This window comes from Anaerosporomusa subterranea, assembly GCF_001611555.1.
In the GTDB taxonomy this organism is placed as follows: Bacteria; Bacillota; Negativicutes; order Sporomusales; family Acetonemataceae; genus Anaerosporomusa; species Anaerosporomusa subterranea.
In genome coordinates this window covers 156,739-172,871 of record NZ_LSGP01000017.1, presented here as the reverse complement: position 1 = coordinate 172,871, position 16,133 = coordinate 156,739, and the positions used below count along the sequence as shown (strand labels likewise).

15 protein-coding genes are annotated in these 16,133 nt (G+C 44.0%); 4 read left to right on the top strand and 11 right to left on the bottom strand.

The annotated features are described in order from the left end of the window. Positions 1-49 precede the first annotated feature (49 nt). Positions 50-658 (top strand): hypothetical protein, encoded by a 609-nt coding sequence (locus AXX12_RS08345; RefSeq protein WP_066240878.1) that lies wholly within the window; start codon positions 50-52, stop codon positions 656-658. A gap of 156 nt (positions 659-814) precedes the next feature. Here the strand turns inward: AXX12_RS08345 and AXX12_RS08340 are convergent, their stop codons facing one another. Next, the gene (locus AXX12_RS08340) at positions 815-1,348 is read right to left on the bottom strand and encodes a hypothetical protein (protein ID WP_066240875.1); all 534 of its coding nucleotides are present in this window, start codon (positions 1,346-1,348) and stop codon (positions 815-817) included. Positions 1,349-1,497: 149 nt separating this feature from the next. Between AXX12_RS08340 and AXX12_RS08335 the strand changes: the two genes are divergently transcribed. After that, positions 1,498-2,712: a DUF401 family protein gene (locus AXX12_RS08335; protein WP_066240872.1), complete on the top strand. Its 1,215-nt coding sequence runs from the start codon at positions 1,498-1,500 to the stop codon at positions 2,710-2,712. A gap of 446 nt (positions 2,713-3,158) precedes the next feature. Here the strand turns inward: AXX12_RS08335 and AXX12_RS08330 are convergent, their stop codons facing one another. Together AXX12_RS08330 and AXX12_RS08325 are read right to left on the bottom strand one after the other, a co-directional pair. Beyond that, positions 3,159-3,800: a DJ-1/PfpI family protein gene (locus tag AXX12_RS08330; RefSeq protein ID WP_066240870.1), complete on the bottom strand. Its 642-nt coding sequence runs from the start codon at positions 3,798-3,800 to the stop codon at positions 3,159-3,161. Positions 3,801-4,321: 521 nt separating this feature from the next. After that, complete coding sequence (locus tag AXX12_RS08325) at positions 4,322-4,741, bottom strand: pyridoxamine 5'-phosphate oxidase family protein (RefSeq protein WP_066240868.1); 420 nt, start codon at positions 4,739-4,741, stop codon at positions 4,322-4,324. Between the two features lie 94 nt (positions 4,742-4,835). Between AXX12_RS08325 and AXX12_RS08320 the strand changes: the two genes are divergently transcribed. Continuing rightward, positions 4,836-5,777 carry a helix-turn-helix transcriptional regulator gene (locus AXX12_RS08320; RefSeq protein WP_066240866.1) on the top strand — a complete coding sequence of 314 codons (942 nt, stop codon included), beginning with the start codon at positions 4,836-4,838 and terminating at the stop codon, positions 5,775-5,777. Positions 5,778-6,156: 379 nt separating this feature from the next. Here AXX12_RS08320 and AXX12_RS08315 read toward each other — a convergent pair whose 3' ends face one another. Both AXX12_RS08315 and AXX12_RS08310 read right to left on the bottom strand, forming a co-directional pair. After that, the gene (locus AXX12_RS08315) at positions 6,157-7,026 is read right to left on the bottom strand and encodes a DMT family transporter (RefSeq protein ID WP_066240864.1); all 870 of its coding nucleotides are present in this window, start codon (positions 7,024-7,026) and stop codon (positions 6,157-6,159) included. Between the two features lie 260 nt (positions 7,027-7,286). Beyond that, positions 7,287-7,841 carry a GDSL-type esterase/lipase family protein gene (locus AXX12_RS08310; RefSeq protein ID WP_066240862.1) on the bottom strand — a complete coding sequence of 185 codons (555 nt, stop codon included), beginning with the start codon at positions 7,839-7,841 and terminating at the stop codon, positions 7,287-7,289. Between the two features lie 213 nt (positions 7,842-8,054). On the opposite strand from AXX12_RS08310, the gene AXX12_RS08305 reads away from it, so the two are divergent. Then, positions 8,055-8,951 (top strand): hypothetical protein, encoded by an 897-nt coding sequence (locus tag AXX12_RS08305; protein ID WP_082816771.1) that lies wholly within the window; start codon positions 8,055-8,057, stop codon positions 8,949-8,951. A 178-nt stretch (positions 8,952-9,129) separates the two neighbouring features. Here the strand turns inward: AXX12_RS08305 and AXX12_RS08300 are convergent, their stop codons facing one another. The 6 genes from AXX12_RS08300 to AXX12_RS08275 form a co-directional block, all read right to left on the bottom strand. Continuing rightward, complete coding sequence (locus tag AXX12_RS08300) at positions 9,130-10,413, bottom strand: four-carbon acid sugar kinase family protein (protein ID WP_066240859.1); 1,284 nt, start codon at positions 10,411-10,413, stop codon at positions 9,130-9,132. Beyond that, complete coding sequence (locus AXX12_RS08295) at positions 10,407-11,039, bottom strand: class II aldolase/adducin family protein (RefSeq protein ID WP_197470677.1); 633 nt, start codon at positions 11,037-11,039, stop codon at positions 10,407-10,409. The genes AXX12_RS08300 and AXX12_RS08295 overlap by 7 nt, the downstream gene beginning before the upstream one ends. 109 nt (positions 11,040-11,148) lie before the next feature. After that, on the bottom strand, positions 11,149-11,883 hold the full coding sequence (locus AXX12_RS08290; RefSeq protein WP_066240855.1) for a FadR/GntR family transcriptional regulator: 735 nt from the start codon (positions 11,881-11,883) through the stop codon (positions 11,149-11,151). Positions 11,884-12,203: 320 nt separating this feature from the next. Further along, positions 12,204-13,277 (bottom strand): type II asparaginase, encoded by a 1,074-nt coding sequence (locus AXX12_RS08285; RefSeq protein ID WP_066240851.1) that lies wholly within the window; start codon positions 13,275-13,277, stop codon positions 12,204-12,206. Between the two features lie 401 nt (positions 13,278-13,678). Continuing rightward, a complete protein-coding gene (locus AXX12_RS08280; RefSeq protein WP_066240849.1) occupies positions 13,679-14,926 on the bottom strand; it encodes a hypothetical protein in 1,248 nt (415 codons plus the stop codon). A 21-nt stretch (positions 14,927-14,947) separates the two neighbouring features. Next, the gene (locus tag AXX12_RS08275; RefSeq protein WP_066240845.1) at positions 14,948-16,102 is read right to left on the bottom strand and encodes an acyl-CoA dehydrogenase family protein; all 1,155 of its coding nucleotides are present in this window, start codon (positions 16,100-16,102) and stop codon (positions 14,948-14,950) included. Positions 16,103-16,133: the final 31 nt, after the last annotated feature.

The following is a 16,133-nucleotide window of genomic DNA, read 5'->3' as shown; positions in this document are numbered from 1 at the left end:
ATGAAACACTAAAAAGGGACCGCAAAATATAAATAAAGGAGGGAAAGAAATGGAAAGAAAAATCGCGAGAAAGTACAGGCACGTTCATCATCTTGGCCGTTTGCATGGCAAGTACAAACGCTACGCCGCCGCTGTAGCAGGAGCAGCCATCATGGCCGGAGTTGCTCTACCCGGTATCCCAGCCGCAAAAGTGTTAGCTGCTGAAAATCCCTCAGCTGAACCTACCATCACCATGAACCAAACGACCCAAGTTGATAAAGATACGAAAAACCCTATAAAGAAAGTCCTCACCGAAAGAACCCTGCAAGAAGACAAAAATAGCCCTCCCGGCCGTGGCTGGCACGAGCATAACAACAGTTGGCCAAGCTCTGATGAAAACCAGGGTTGGTATGAAAACGGGCGTATTTTTTATCGCAGCGATAACGATCAGTATCGTACTGAATATGCCGATTATCTCAGCCATCCTGTGAATTTTGTAAAATCCAGCTCCGAAATCTACGGTTTTGATCCATCTCTTGATTCGTTTAAGCTCCTCACTGTATCAAGTGACAAAGCCCTTGTTGAAGTAACACGTCATGATACAGGAAGATTATTCGACGTATTGCTAGCAAGAGATGGTGACCATGATTGGAGAATAGTTGAGGTACGCGCATTATAGAGTTCCATACGAATTCAGCAATTAAGCAGGAGGCTACCTTATTTTATAATAGGGTAGCCTCCTCGTTTGACAGCTAAATGCGCGTTCCCTTCGCGCAGGTCCGCAGCACCTTTCGCGTTTTCGCGACCCATCACTACTGTTTCTTACTTTACTGGGCTAGAGTACAGGTGCTTTCCCGAGTTTGTCATTCATTGTTTTTGTCTCTCTGGTTGCATAATGCAAGAGATTATCCAAGACACTATTCACAAAATAGCCATTTTCTTTACTCTCTAAGCTTGCATTCAATACTGCAGGATATTGCATCTTTAGCATTACCGTATGAATAAAATATTTGCTTGTTCCTCTTTCTTTGCCTTGCTCGTTATTGTTAGGGAGAAACTGAACTCTTTGTTCAACTTTTAGCTGCCAAATTTCTTCTATGTCAGCGTATATTTGATTTAGATAGACAAAATCTTCAGTGACCGCCTCATTAGGATACCGTTCCCTGAACTTTTGAGTCGCCATGCTGAGTTCTTGTCTGAGCACAGAAAAAGCACGATAATCTATGCCAGCCTCTACTTTCTGCCGCGCCTCGTTATATTGACTCATAAGCTGTTTAGTTTCTTGTTCCGGAACAGGCGCAGCCACAGCAATCGCTTGCAAAAGGACAAAAACGATGAGACAAATAGTAAAAAATATACCTTTTTTCACGTGATCATCTCCATATTGTTTTTCTATCAACTATCTTCTAGAGAATTTGGAGGATTCCTTCTTGTCGCTTGCTATTCTGCAGGAGCATGGCTAACGCCGGCGAAGTATATGATATTGGTTATAGATGATAGGGGGCTATGTTTTAGTTTATGGTAGCTGTAATCAAAGTTTTAATCACTTTGGTCGTTATTGTAGGGCTTCTGAACCGCAAGGTGAAGATGGGCAATGCGATGTTGGCCGGCTCGCTGCTGCTATTCTTCTTGACCGGACCAACGCTGGGCAAACTTACAGCGGCTAGCTCAACCACCGTAACTAGCCCAAGCACTTGGGAGATCACTATTGCGCTGTATTTTGTCATGTGTCTCGAATACCAACTTCGTACCAGCGGCATTATTGATGGGTTTATGTCTTCGGCCCGCAATATTTTCAAAAGTGAGCGTCTCCTCCTTGTCCTGATGCCGTCCTTCTTGGGCTTTTTGCCATCATTGGGCGGAGCTATATTTTCAGCTCCGATGGTAGAAAATGCAAGCAGAGCGTACGATCTCACTGCGGAAAAGAAGACAGTCATTAACTATTGGTTTCGTCATATATGGGAGTTCACAAACCCGCTGTTTACAGGCATGCTGCTTGCCAGTCAGCTCTCCGGCATACCACTCGGCGATCTTGTGACCCACATGTCCTGGCTCACGGTGCTAGCGCTTATTACCGGCTGGGTATTGCTTATTTCTCCGCTTAAGCCTAACAGCGCGGCAGCCATTGCAGACAGCACACCCGTAGAAAGTAGTTGCAATTGGCGTTATATCGCCCTAGCGACTGCGCCCATCCTATCGAATTTAGCCCTGGTGGTGCTATTTAACGTAAGCGCGTCCGTATCGATGGCAGCAGTAGTAGCTTCAATGGCGTTGGTTCTGCGGCAAGGGGTCTCCGATATCCGTGCCATGCTTAGCCATGCCCTAGACCGCAAACTGCTGTGGGGGGTTTTCGGAATCCTCTTTTTCCAGAACATCTTACGGCTGTCAGGCGTAGTTGGTGATATTTCGGTGCTATTGAATAACCTAGCAATTCCTGCAGCAGTCGTAGTTGGCATTATCGCCTTCATGGGTGGTATCCTGACCGGTACATCCCAAGGATTTGTCGCCATCGCGTTCCCCTTTATCGCGCTCTTATCACCGGGTGACATCTCGCTGGTCATAGTTTGCTTCCTCATGGGAACCGCAGGGCACATGCTATCTCCCGCCCATCTTTGTCTGGTTGTTACGCTGGATTATTTCAAGGCCAGTTTCTTTAAATCGATCCGGCCTGTCCTGATCTTAGAGATTATAATGGTCGCTGTCTCTTATGGCGTCATTAGTATCTGGGGCTAGTCCGAAGGTCATAATTTGTGGTTTGTCTGTTCAAAAAAAGAGTTTTACGAAGCTTTAATTAGCTTCGCAAAACTCTTTTTAAGTGTAATGGGTCTTGATCGAATTGCTAGTACTTGCTGCCTTGAGGAGACAAAAAAGATGTCCTTTGAAACTGATAACCCCTTGGCGGTACGGTAATTTCTAAAAAAGCAGCTCCAACATTCTAAACTTTTTTAGTAAATGGCATACAATTCTTTGTTGAAATATTACTTCAGACATATTCTAGTTAAGTAACCTTGAACCGTTTTAATACTTCTGCATTAATAATCTAAAACTAAACTACCAGTTCGTAAAGCTTTCCTTTGAAAAATACATTTCCTTTAATCTCCTTTTAGGAAATAAAAAACTCTCTTCTATTTTATAAAAAGCGTAATCCCATCACCCAAAATAATTGGTATTATTGTGTCCTATATTCCTTTTGCAATGTGGTGTTCTTTTATTGCCTCATAATATCCACTTTTGTAAAAATCATAATGTGCTTCAATATCCTCTTTGGGGTAGGCTTTTAAAGTAAGCAAAACTTCTTTTGTAAATTCTAAATATGCTGTCCCGTTGGCTGTTACTACATTTTTGTGCTGTATAGCTTGTTGCTCTATATAGTTGGCTTCGTTAGTGTAAGCCTCTCCTGCAACTCGTTTTAAATCTTCCAATGTATTACTTGTATGCATTTTATCATTCAACCATCCATTTGCACCAAGAAAGGTGGAGGCATCGCAAATTCCACCGACAAGAATATCCTTATCCATGGCACGTTGTACAAGGGGAACCAATTTTGAGGATATCTCTGTTGGCTTTCTATCTTTTGTACACCAGCTCATACCTCCAATCAGCAACAAAGCAGAATAAGTATCTGGAACATCAGCAATGGAATAGTCTGGCAATACCGTAAGCCCACCAATGGACTTTATGGGTTCTTTTGTAAGACCTACTGTTTTTACAAAATATTCAGATTGCTTATTTTGAATCTGATCATTTAAGGTCGCAGAAGTAAAGGCGGCCTCCCAGTCAGCAAATAAAGGTAACAAAACCATCAATACTTCTTTTCTCATGTAATTCCTCCTGATAACATTAAATATAATAAAACTATTCATATCTCCTATAACAAGATTATACATTCATAACCGATGCGATCAATTAGAATTTTATTCTATCCTAAGCTAAGCGATGATGAATTCAGGTAAAAAATCAAGGTACATCATTGATGTATGTGATTTTCGGGGTCAAAAATTAACTGCTTTTCTTCTGCAACAGGATTATGGATTCCACATGCCTTGAGGAGACAAAAAAGATGCCCGTTGAACCTGGTCTCCCCTTGGCGTCAGGGTATATTTTCTTTATTGGACATCATATATTAGCAACAACAAACACATCATACAACTAACATAATAGGAATTCTATGCAATTTAACATTGTATCAAAATCATTTATACATACATCCTTGTTTCCTAATAAGCCATAGATCTTTATCCATTCACTGAATCCGTCAGGTCCACCACCGCTCTTTAAGAGGCTTTTTATTTATCACTATAGCAAGTCTAATAGAAATTTTTTCTATATCAATGATTTTAAACTAAACTAAGAAATATGTATCAATATTTTCAAAGTCTAATGTAATCGTTGCAGTATCAAACTTAATTTCAAACAATATAAGGAATTGACCTGCTTGCTCAATGGTGTCTTTATAATCTGGGATTTTTGATATAAAACTATCTTTTATATCATAGATACTTAGACTACTCTTATTGACATTTCCTTTTGCTTTAACATGTTCATTTCCATTGTGCGGCACAGTAGTGAAAGCCACCTTACTGTTTTGTTCAAATTCTTTGACTTTATCGTTATCACCGAAAGTTGCAAAGAATAAAGTTTGAGCAGATTCATCATAAAAGAAATTTACAATTCTAACGTTACTCACATCATTAACACTTGTAGCAAGAGCTATTTCCGTTTGGCTTTCCATAATTCTTTTAAATTCATTTTTTGTGTTCATTTTATTTCTCCTTTGATTTTATTTTATAACTATAGTATATTTCTTAATGGTGTCATTTTATGATACCATTGAATAATTGTGAAAGGAAATATCTATGCGTAAATCAGAAAGAATAAATGATATGATGATATATCTTAATAATAAAAATTATTTTAACTTAAAAGACATTATCGAAAGATATAACATTTCTAAAAGCACTGCATTAAGGGATATACAGTCACTTGAGGAAATAGGCATGCCAATCTTTTCTGAAACAGGAAGAAATGGACGATACGGTATTTTAAAAAACAGATTACTGTCTCCTATTGTTTTTACCATTGAAGAAATGTATGCGTTGTATTTTGCTATGATTACGTTAAAAGCTTATGAATCAACTCCATTTCATCTAAGCGTAACAGCATTAAAACAAAAATTTGAAACTTGTATTTCTAATGAACAAATTAATATAATTCATAAAATGGAAAACATCTTAAGTTTAGAAGTTTCAAAACATCACAACAGTAGTCCCCTTTTAAAAGATATATTAAAGATGGCAATCGAGGAAACTGTTTGTAAAATAACATACAATAAACGAGGTGCAGAAAGACAATACTCTGTACAATTTTTTGATATTTCTGCAACTTATGGTCAATGGTATGTAACCGCATTTAATTTTAATACAAATAAGGTACAAGTATTTCGTTGTGATAAGATCAGTTCTCTTTGTGAGGATATATATTATCAACCAAAATCTATAGATGAATTGACGAATCTCTCAGCTACTATATTTAAACATGAAGGAGCAACCGATTTTGAGGTTGAAATATCCCCCAAAGGAGTAGATTTATTCTACAAGGAACATTATCCCTCTATGCATCTCTGCATTGAAGAGCAACAATATATTATTAAAGGATTCTACAATATAAGAGAAGAAAGCTTTATTTCAAACTATTTCCTAAATTATACGGACAATATTACTTCCATTAAACCACAAAAATTAAAGAAACTCTTACAAGATAAAATTTCCATTTTGGAAAATCATTACAGCAAGCTATAGTTGTTTACCCGATAGCAGATTTATTAAATTGTATTTTGGGTTTATATGAAAACAGAGGCATTAAGATTTTTCCAATGCCTCTGGATTTTCTGTGTTATATAATAGTATATTTATTTTCTTTTACTAAACTTTTCTTTGGAAAACGTATACGCTTCTTCGATAAAAGGTTTCAATCGATTTTTCCTTTAAAATCCACTTTTTCATCTGTTATCATCAAAAATAACCGATATCATCTATAAAATTCCCCCAAAAAACGAGCTAAAAAACGCACTTTTTTGCCCCGATTTAAGATCGATTTTTGCTCCAAAACCACAACATCTTGTAGTAAAACCGTATTATTTTCCCTTCTGACCACAATACGTCATCATTATTATCTCCTCTACGTGCGTTGAACAGATACTACCGCAGCAATCACGAGAATAATGCCGAAGAGTTGCCAGTTATTCAGGACCTCGTCAAAAAGCATTGTCCCGACAATCGCTGCCACTATTGGCTCCAGTGTAACAACAATGGCGGCGCGGCCTGTCTCGATATGAGACAGAGCAACAGTATAGCACAGGTAGGCAAATACGGTAGAGAAAAGGCTGAAGCCGACACTGTAGGCGACTGCTTGCCCGTTAAAAAGCAGTGCTCGCGCTTCCCAGAGCCCACTCACCGGTAACATGACCACAGCTGCGAAGATAAAGGTATAGACTGTCACTGTCACGGCACTGTAGCGACGCAGCGCGAATTTGCCAAAGATACTATATAGCGCATAGCCAAATCCGGCTCCGAGACCGGTAGCTAAACCGTAGAGCGAAATTGACTCGTTCAGCCCGGCGGGCAAGATGCCTACCACTAGCCCACAACCAATGAAGGTTACGGTAAGAGCGGTGATTTTCCCGGCATTCAAGCATTCACCGAGAAAAATTCGGGATAACAGCAGTACAAAAGCAGGAGCAGTATAGAGCAAAATGGCGGCTACCGCCACCGACGTTTCTCGGATGGCGGTAAAATAGCACCAATTGAAGAAAGCAATACTGAAGACACCTGTCCCAATAAAGTATTTACTGTCAGTCAGTCGGATTTTCAGCAAGCTCCTATCTTTCATGGCGATATACAGCACCAGAAGAATAGCGCTAAGAGCTACCCGGATTGCAACGATCTGCAATGTAGAAAAACCAAGTTCCGCCAAGCCTTTCACAAAGATAGAAATAATACCCCACAAGATAGCAGCTATCACGATCAAGGCATATGCCCGTGTTCTCATTTTTTCCCCCGTTGAATAGTTTATTACAATACATAACACTTACCATTCGCCATTCCTGACTGTTTAGCCTTCTGAAAAATAAATAAGGCCTTTCTCTTCAAAAAGAACTAGGCCTTAGGACGGCGGGACGTTCAATCTTGTCAACTCTCTGTCACTACGCCGCAAGATGTCCCGGGTGATCGATCTATTTTACGGCAATCCCTCCCTTTTCTTGCAATGTCGCCACAATATTGAATCGTCTGTTTCCAGCACTGTTGTTTTCACACCCGATAGCGCAAAAAACCAACAGCTACTCCGGCCATTATCTGGTATCCGGCCTCGTTGGGATGAATGCCATCTACATGAAGCCCTTCGCGAATCCCAGAACCGACTAGATTGACCATTGCTGAATAAAAATCAATCACATCAATACCCTCAGTCGCTACATACTGTCGCAGCGACTGGCGATACTTTGCCAAAAGCGTTTCTTCCGCAAAGTTGCAGGGAGTCGGCAGTCCAAGGAACGGCACAATGGCATTATCAATTGCTGCCTTTACCATTTGACGAATGTTGTTCACTACGTCTTCAGCAGCAATCCGCTCAAAAGCATCGTTTGCCCCACCCACGATAATTACATGCGACGGCCGGTGCGCGAGCACATCGGCGGAGAAGCGTTCCAGCATCCCCCAAGTGGTGTCCCCGTTAATCCCTTTGTTGATCATCTGTAGACCGAGTTCGTCAGCAGCCAGGCGAACCCAGGAACGATCCGGCAAATAGGGAAAGCCATAGGTTATCGAGTCGCCTAGCGCGACGATTTTTGGACAGGTTATTGGCATATGGTCCCTCTTCCTGCAAGTATTTCAAGTCGTACTTTATTGCGCGTCTCGATTTCTCAGCCGAAGCATTATCGCGCATTTCATCTTTGTGATTTCCTTTTAATTGTTCCCATTTGCACAACCACCCAATTATTGCTTCGTCTTGCATCTCGCCATGAGCAAATACTATCTATGATCTATTTTCGCCGCAATTGCTCAGAAAGGAGAATGGTAATGAGACGCAGGATCATGAAATTTGGCATGAAACACAAGCGGATCATGGCCGCTGTAGCGGGGGCAGCGGTGATTTCTGCGACGATGCTGCCGGGAATGCCGGCAAAGGCTCAGGCATTGTCAAGCCCTAAGGAGATTCATGAAGCCTCTGCCAAGTCAGAGGAGATCAAGCATCGTCGCGCCGGCGACCCTGTCCTTGTCGTTCGGAACAATGCTGCTACCTTCGGTTTCGACTCACAGCACGACCGGTTTTCCTTGCTGTCTTCGTCAGGATCCAAGGCCATCGTCCAGGTTCGTTCCAACGGTCAGACATTTAAGGTTGACTTAACGCGTGAAGATGGCGAGTGGACGATCACCACTATTCGAGGTATCGGCGACTCTACGCATCCCGCCACCTACACCCCGGCCAAATTGTTTACGTCGTATGCAACATTAGCGCCCACTGATCAGATGGCAAGCCAGATACTCTACCATAACGTTAACCTCGGGGACTGGACGTGGAATGAAAGCGCATACCCGAAAGATATGTCTTTCGGCCTGCTGATGAAAGACCCTCGCACAGACGGGTCAGCTGATTACGTTCCGGCCAATGTGCTGAACCAGATGAAAGCCGTCAATTTCAGCCACCAGTTTGTACTATATGCCCACCTAGGTACAGTAGCTCCGAAGGGCTACGGGATCGCCATAGAGAAAGTCGTGCATTATGGTAATGATATCGCCGTAACACTGAGAACCAAAAGCCCAAGGGCTGCTGATTCATCTGCTCTTTCGGTATTAGACACGTATATCACGCTCGATCGCTCAGTCCTCGCTAACGGAAGCCCGACCAATATCACCGTTTATGACCAGAATGGCGTCAGATTAGTGGCTTATACCGTGAACAGTGCATATTACTAAGTAATTGAAAGCCCGGCCTGCTGAATGCAGAGCCGGGCTTTCGAGGGGACAGTCCCGGTCACCTTATTGAACAGCAGTAGGACCCGGTATAAACTTCTCGGTATAGCCAACAAAACCTTTAATTCATTGACGTCTCATTCAATTAATATCTACTAAAAGTTATTATAGCGCCCCAGTCTCATTGATAACATATTGTTTTTAAGTGCTCCACAGCGGTCTGAAGGAATTCCGGTTTTCCGAAACTACCTGATTTTAGAACTATAAGCATATGTCGTCCTAATGCCAAGCCTGAGGGTAACCCAGTCTCAATTTCCCGTAAGACAATATTACCTGTGATACCAAGCTTCCGGCATAGAGTCCCTGACGTATCTCCGCCTGCGATAATCAGTCGCTTGAGATTCGTTTTTGCTACTACATCTGCGGTGATATCAGCTAGAACTGCAGATACCATTTTGCTAATAGTCATCTCGGCAATACCAGATGCTTGCCCAATGGCCTTCGTATCGCGAACAATTTCTGGACTATTATCCGCCATCAGCAAAGTATCTGTGCCAGCCATAATTAGAGTTACGGCCTGATCAATTATTTCTTGCTTTTTTCGTTCTATTAACGGTAGATCAAATATCTCTCTAGTATCTATTTTTAATACTGGCATTTCAATTGCTTGAAGGTGTGCAATCTGCGCCGCTGTTTGCGGCATTAAACTGCCCGCCACAATAAGAACGCCGTTGTGATCTTGAAAATCGACCTGTTCAAGTGCATCACATGACTTATGAGTCGGCCAATACTTTGGTAGTTCTTCAGCAAGAGCGGAACTACCGCCTAAGACGGCAAGACCATCCAAAGCACTGGCTAGCAGCGTAAGATCATCCTGGTTTTGTGCGTCAATAATGCAATAGTTAACCTCAGTTCGCGCCGATTCAAGCGCCTGCCGCAAAGCAATTGTGCCGTTTCTGACTATGTCAAGATCAATTCTGCCAACCCGGTGCTGTGTTTGCTCTTGGAGAATTGCAACTAGATCGGAACTATGCATCGGGTGGACGGGGTCATGAGCAAATTCCGAGCATTCTAGTCGCTTGCCATGCACCGTGTGAATGCCATGCACCGTTTGCCGCCCGTTCTTGGGAAAGGCAAGACTAATAATCATAAACTGTTCGCCTAAGGCATCCAGCACTGCGTCAAATTCGGCTCCGATATTACCCCGAAATACGGAACAGGTTTTCTTATGAAATATTTTGCAGCCCACTATCTGTAGTTGTTTCGTGGCAGTCAGTACTTTTTCATAGGCTATTTCCTTAGGGTCCAGGCGGCTGTCTGTATCAATAATAATAACGTCGGCGTCTGCCTGTAGACGCGCTCCCGCGTCAAATGCCACAATTTTGGTCAAATAGCCGTTCTTGCTGAACATGATGCCAATATCATTAGCACCGGTAGTATCATCTGCAACAACACCGATTAGCATTTCTTTACTCCCCGCAAGCTTGCCACATCCTCTGAGGTAAGTAACGGCGCCTTGCCTGCAGTAAGGACGTAAATTTTTGCATTCTGCTCGAATTCTTCCGCGATATCACAGGCTCGCCCTAAATCTTTGGCAAACGTAATAATTCCGTGCTGAGCTAAATAAACAGCATTTTCTGCATTTGGCAATTCTTCAGTAATACGCCGAATCAGATCAGGGTGCCCTGGTGGATGAAACTCAACCAGCGGCACTCTGCCAACTCGTGTGACTGCCCCATAAGTGCAAGGCGGCAACACATCACTTTCATTCAGTGGAAAAGCTCCCAGAGCAATAGAATAAGGAGAGTGTAAATGAACCACCGCTCCTAAAGCAGCGGATTGCTGATAAACCGCAGCGTGAAATCCCACTTCTTTTGACGGTTTACCATCCTCTAGCGGATTCCCGAATAAATCACAGGCAATAATGTCCTCAGGCCGCAATCGGCTAAAGGATGTATCAGTTTTACTAATCAAAATGATATCACCTGACCGAGCGCTGATGTTACCGCCAGTAGAACAAGTAAGCCCACTTTTATACAATGCTTGAGATGTGAGCGCAATTTCAGTCCGTAATTGACAGAGATCAATCACATTGCATACCTCCGCTAAAATCATTCCGAGACTGCACACTAAAACTAACTTTCTCCATCATACCTCCATATTTAGTATATTATTTGTTATATTGCCGAAGAAGTCTAAATCACTTACCGCTCGTACTCAATTGCAGGCGGGTAATGGCGGAATTGACATGATAGCGTATTCTTTCTCTGGCGCCTTCGGCATCTTTGCTTAGTATGCATTTATAAACTGCATCGTGCTCGCTTAGAGTCGCGCGAACCGTATCCATATCGATCAATACTTTCTCTATCCATAGCTCAAGTAGCTTGCGAATGGCTTTTACTGTTTGAAAGATTACGGCATTATGCGCTGCTTTTGCGATAGCCATGTGGAAACGAACATCCCCGTCAATAAACTTCTGGATATTCTCATTTTCACAAGCTTCTTTCATATCAAGTAATGCTGTTTCAATTTCGCGAAGCTCAACATCATTTGCTCTGGTCGTTGCAAGAAACGCAGCCTCGCAGTCGAGGAGAAGTCTTGCCTCGACTAACTCAGCTATTGACTTATCTCCAATGATAATTCCCCATGCAAGGGGAGCCGCATAAAAGTCAGAAGTACCTACCGTAATGTAAGTTCCTTGCCCGTTCCTCACTTCAAGCAAGCCTAGCATGATAAGAACTTTTATCGCCTCACGAAGAGTGGATCTGCCAACGCCAAGACTCTCCGACAATTCTCGCTCAGACGGAATCCGATCCCCTTTTTTTATACTACCTCTCATTATTCCTTCTAATATATAATTTGATAATTCTTGAATCACATCTTCAACTATACTGGTTTTCTTCGAAATTGATTTTAATGAAATATCGGATATCATACTAATCTCCTTATTATGATTAAAAAATTCAATTACCAGTCATGCCATCATGTGGTCTGATGGCTAAATTATAGAATAGCATGTAAATTCTGTCAACACATTGTTGGGAAGATAATCCCAATGGAGCATTTTCTCTTCCTCTAGCTACATATTAGCTGATATCATATACTGTTATGTGCCAGATTTCGAGATTAGTGCTTATCTCAAACGAAAAGAATCCCCCACAAAGTGAACAGAGCTCACTCGTGGGGGATTTCCTTGTAGTTGTTCTATCGGAGAATTAATCTCTTTTGCATGCAGCCTATAATCAAGGAAACACCTTAGTATTCATCAAACATCCGCTGGATTTCGACCGGGTCCGAGGTCTTGGTAAGAGCCATCATTAGCAGAATACGCGCTTTTTGCGGGTTTAAGGTATCGGCGGCGACAAAGTGCAGTTTATCATCTTCCGCTACGCGTGTCACCATGCCGTTGCCAACGCGAGAGCTTTTAACGACAACGACACCTTTCTTTTGGGCGTCTATAAAGGCTTCTTTAGTCGCCGGGTACATGCTGCCATGTCCCATCCCTGCATGGACAATCCCCTTCACTCCGGCATTAACGGCTGCGTCCACAAACAGACGGTTATGGTTCGTGTGCGCATAGACGATCTCAACATACGGCAACTTAGTTAGACCCGTTATATCAAACTCAGACTGTGTAGTGTGCTTGCGAGTCGATTCCCGATAGAAATAGGGTTTTCCATTTTGAATATAGCCCAGCACGCCCAATTCCCACGATTTAAACGTCTCTACATGTGTGGTGTTTGTTTTTGTCACATCGCGTCCACCATTAATTTGATCATTAAGCGCCACTAAGACCCCCTTGCCTCGCGCCTCTTTGCTGCCGGCCAGACGAACAGCATTCAAAATATTGACCGGGCCATCTGCGCTCATCGCCGTGGCTGGGCGCATCGCGCCAATCAAAACGACCGGTTTATTGCTTTTAACAACGAGGTTTAGAAAGTATGCGGTCTCTTCTAATGTGTCCGTGCCATGGGTAATCACTATGCCGTCCACATCATCAGAAGCTAACAGTTCATTCGTTCTTCTGGCCAAAGTAAGCCATACTTCATTGTTCATCGCAAAACTGCCGATATTGGCGATTTGCTCTCCAGAAACATTGGCGTACTGCTTTAGTTCCGGCACTGCATCAATTAGTACTTGAACGCCGATGGCGCCAGGGTTATAACCTGTCATTTGGGTACTAGAGGCCCCTTTACCGGCAATGGTTCCCCCTGTAGCTAAAATCTTGACACTCGGCAGTTTGGCATCATCGGGAGCAGCGACCGCGGCCTGCATGGAGAACGTCAATACGAACAAAACCACGAGCAACAAAGCTAACCTTTTCCTCATCGTTTTCGCCCCTTTCGTTTCTAGCCCTTATCCTAATTATAGCAATTTTCCGAACAATGTAAATACGTTGCGTTCTTAGTCATGTTTCAAGTAAGAAAAACCGTTGCGACAGTCCTTGGGGAAGTACGGGGCACCATTGCACGGAGGTCACGGAGTGGTAAAGAGGGCACGGAGGGTTACAATTCTGGGGCCAGCAAAGCTGGCAAAAGATATCGCACCCCTCCGTGCCCTCCGTGTATCCTCCGTTTCCTCTGTGGAAACGCAACCTCGTCCTCTTCGCGAACTTGTACTTTCTATACGTTTTGAACAAGAAGAGGCCTACCTCACGGTGGCCCCCTCTCAGAACCGGAAGAGCCCGATTAAAGCATCCGGCTCTTCCACAGCATTCAGCTACCTGTTATCTAGCCAGAAATCGAATCTCTTTTACTTACAGCCTCTTTGTAGACGATAGGCCATTTGTCAAAGAAGGTATTAAAATAGAGGAAAACCATGAGCAAGGCGAATTGACCCGCGAGGACTCCCATGACTGGAAAACCCATACCCAAATCATTACCGGCAAAAGGTAATACTTTATATAGCTTTAGCCAGCTCAGACCAAAAACTGTACCGACTGATAGCCAGATGGCAACCCTGAGGAGTACTCGTTTAGCAACACTGGGTTCACTGTCAGCGCCTGGAAAGTCATCGAACAAGTGATGCCAGCACAGCATGGTAACAATCAGCGAAAGTTCGAGAGATGCCGCTGTGATGTAGGGATTTACGCCTGGGTTAATGTTGAATGCCTTGATGAGTGATACGTAGAACGCTGGCATCAAATACCCGCCGCATACCAAGGCAATCACAACGCCGATCAGCCCCATCCACGGCTGTTTGCTGGTAAACAGCTTATACGGGAAACCTTCGCCGCCTTCGGCCGGAATCAGGAACCAGAAGATAAACCCTTGGCAAAAAGCAAGCACAGCTGGCCAAGATCCGAAAGGCTGAGAGGTAATGCTATGACCTCCTAACTGGAGATGCATAAAGCTCGGAATAAACAGCCCCACCCAGACAATGATGGCAAATACCGAACTTGTCATCATAACCGCCAACCCGTCGAGCGGCGGCTTCAGATTACCGGCCCATGGCTTCTTTTGGAATAAGGAGACAAAGGGAATCTGAGCAATGATGACTGGCAAGACGTAAAAGTTGGAGGTCTCCCAGCCTTCTAACGCCAGCTTAAGTTCGTCCGCGTTGCTTGGTGCAAACAGAATCGCCAGGCTAAAGGGTTTCCACCAGATTCCGAGGAAAGCGATCAGTACCAAAAAGGCAACAGAACCGCAGACAAAGCTCAGGAACGTGTACCATATCCCAGCGCGAGGCTGGAGGTCGCTCAAACTATATTTGCCATAGTTGCCAAAAATCAAGGTTTGCCAGATCCAGGCGCAAATACTGCACCAGAAAAAGGTCCCTTCGGCGAAAGCCGTGATGTACTTTTTACCGATAGCCGGATCGGCGGCTTGCAGTCCCGCCGCCGCGGTGGCGGAAATAAACGCCTTGGCGACTGAAGCCCAGACAGGCCAGTAAAGCATAGCATACACGAAGCAAAGCGCAACCCCGACAATCCCGGTTGTCAGTTTGCTGTCAAATCGTCTTTTGGTAACATAGTCCATTGGTGTTCCTCCCTACGATTATTATCCACTATTGCCAATGTTTTTGGCGACAGCGGCGCCGACAACCATCTTCAGCACTTCCGACGCGCCAACGCCGATATCTAATAACCTGGCGTCGCGCACATAGCGTTCCGGATCATTATGTTTCATATAGCCATGTCCGCCGTACACCTGTAATGCTTTATGACATACTTCTGTTACGACCTCTGACACGAACAGCTTTGCCACCGACGACTCCAGCGAATAATCCGCGCCGCTATCCCGCTTGCGGGCTGTCTCAGTTACCAGCAGGTTTGCCGCTTCCAACTTCACATACATATCTGCCAGCATGGCCTGAATTGCATACAAGGTGCTTAGCGGCTTGCCGAAAGCCACTCTACGGTTGGCATAGCGCGCTCCTGTTTCCATGGCAGCTTCCGCTATTCCAAGACCCATGGCAGCCATGCCCAGTCGACCGCCGACCAGCCCATACATAGCAATTTTGAAGCCTTCATTGGCATTACCAATCATACTATTCGCAGCGACACAGCAATCAGTAAAAATCAGACTTGTGGTTAAAGAACTCCGGCAGCCCATCTTTTCTTCCGTCGGGCCGACTTGAAAGCCTGGTGTTCCTTTTTCAATGACGAACAGGCTGATTCCCTTAGCGCCCGCATCCGGAGCTGTTTTGAAGGCGACGAAATACAGATCGGCCAGCCCGCCATTTGTACAAAAATACTTGGTTCCATTTAGTATCCAGCCGTCATCGCGAAATGCAGCCTCAGCCTTAATCGCGGCGGCATCAGAGCCGGCCTGCGGCTCGCTGATGGTATAAGCGGCAATTTTCTTGCCCTGCAGCAAGTCAGGAAGATAGCGACTTTTTTGCTCTTCTGAACCAAATTTCAGCAAAACATCAACCGCCATCCAATGAACGTGAAAGGTCAGGGCAACCCCCGCGCTAGCCTTGGCGAATTCCTTAGCCACGGCATAGGTGCTAACTGAATCGTAGCCACCGCCACCATATTCGACAGGGTAATTCATGCCCAAAAATCCTGCTTCCGACATTTGCCCCAGTAATTCCGTGGGAAATCGATTTTCTTTGTCCAGTTGTCTGGCGATTGGTTGCAAATGACTTTTACAAAACTCTCTGGCTTTTGTCACTATCTCACTGTCAGCACGCTTAGCTGAACCGTCCATATTTACACCCCCTGTGGTTGATGAGGGAGGC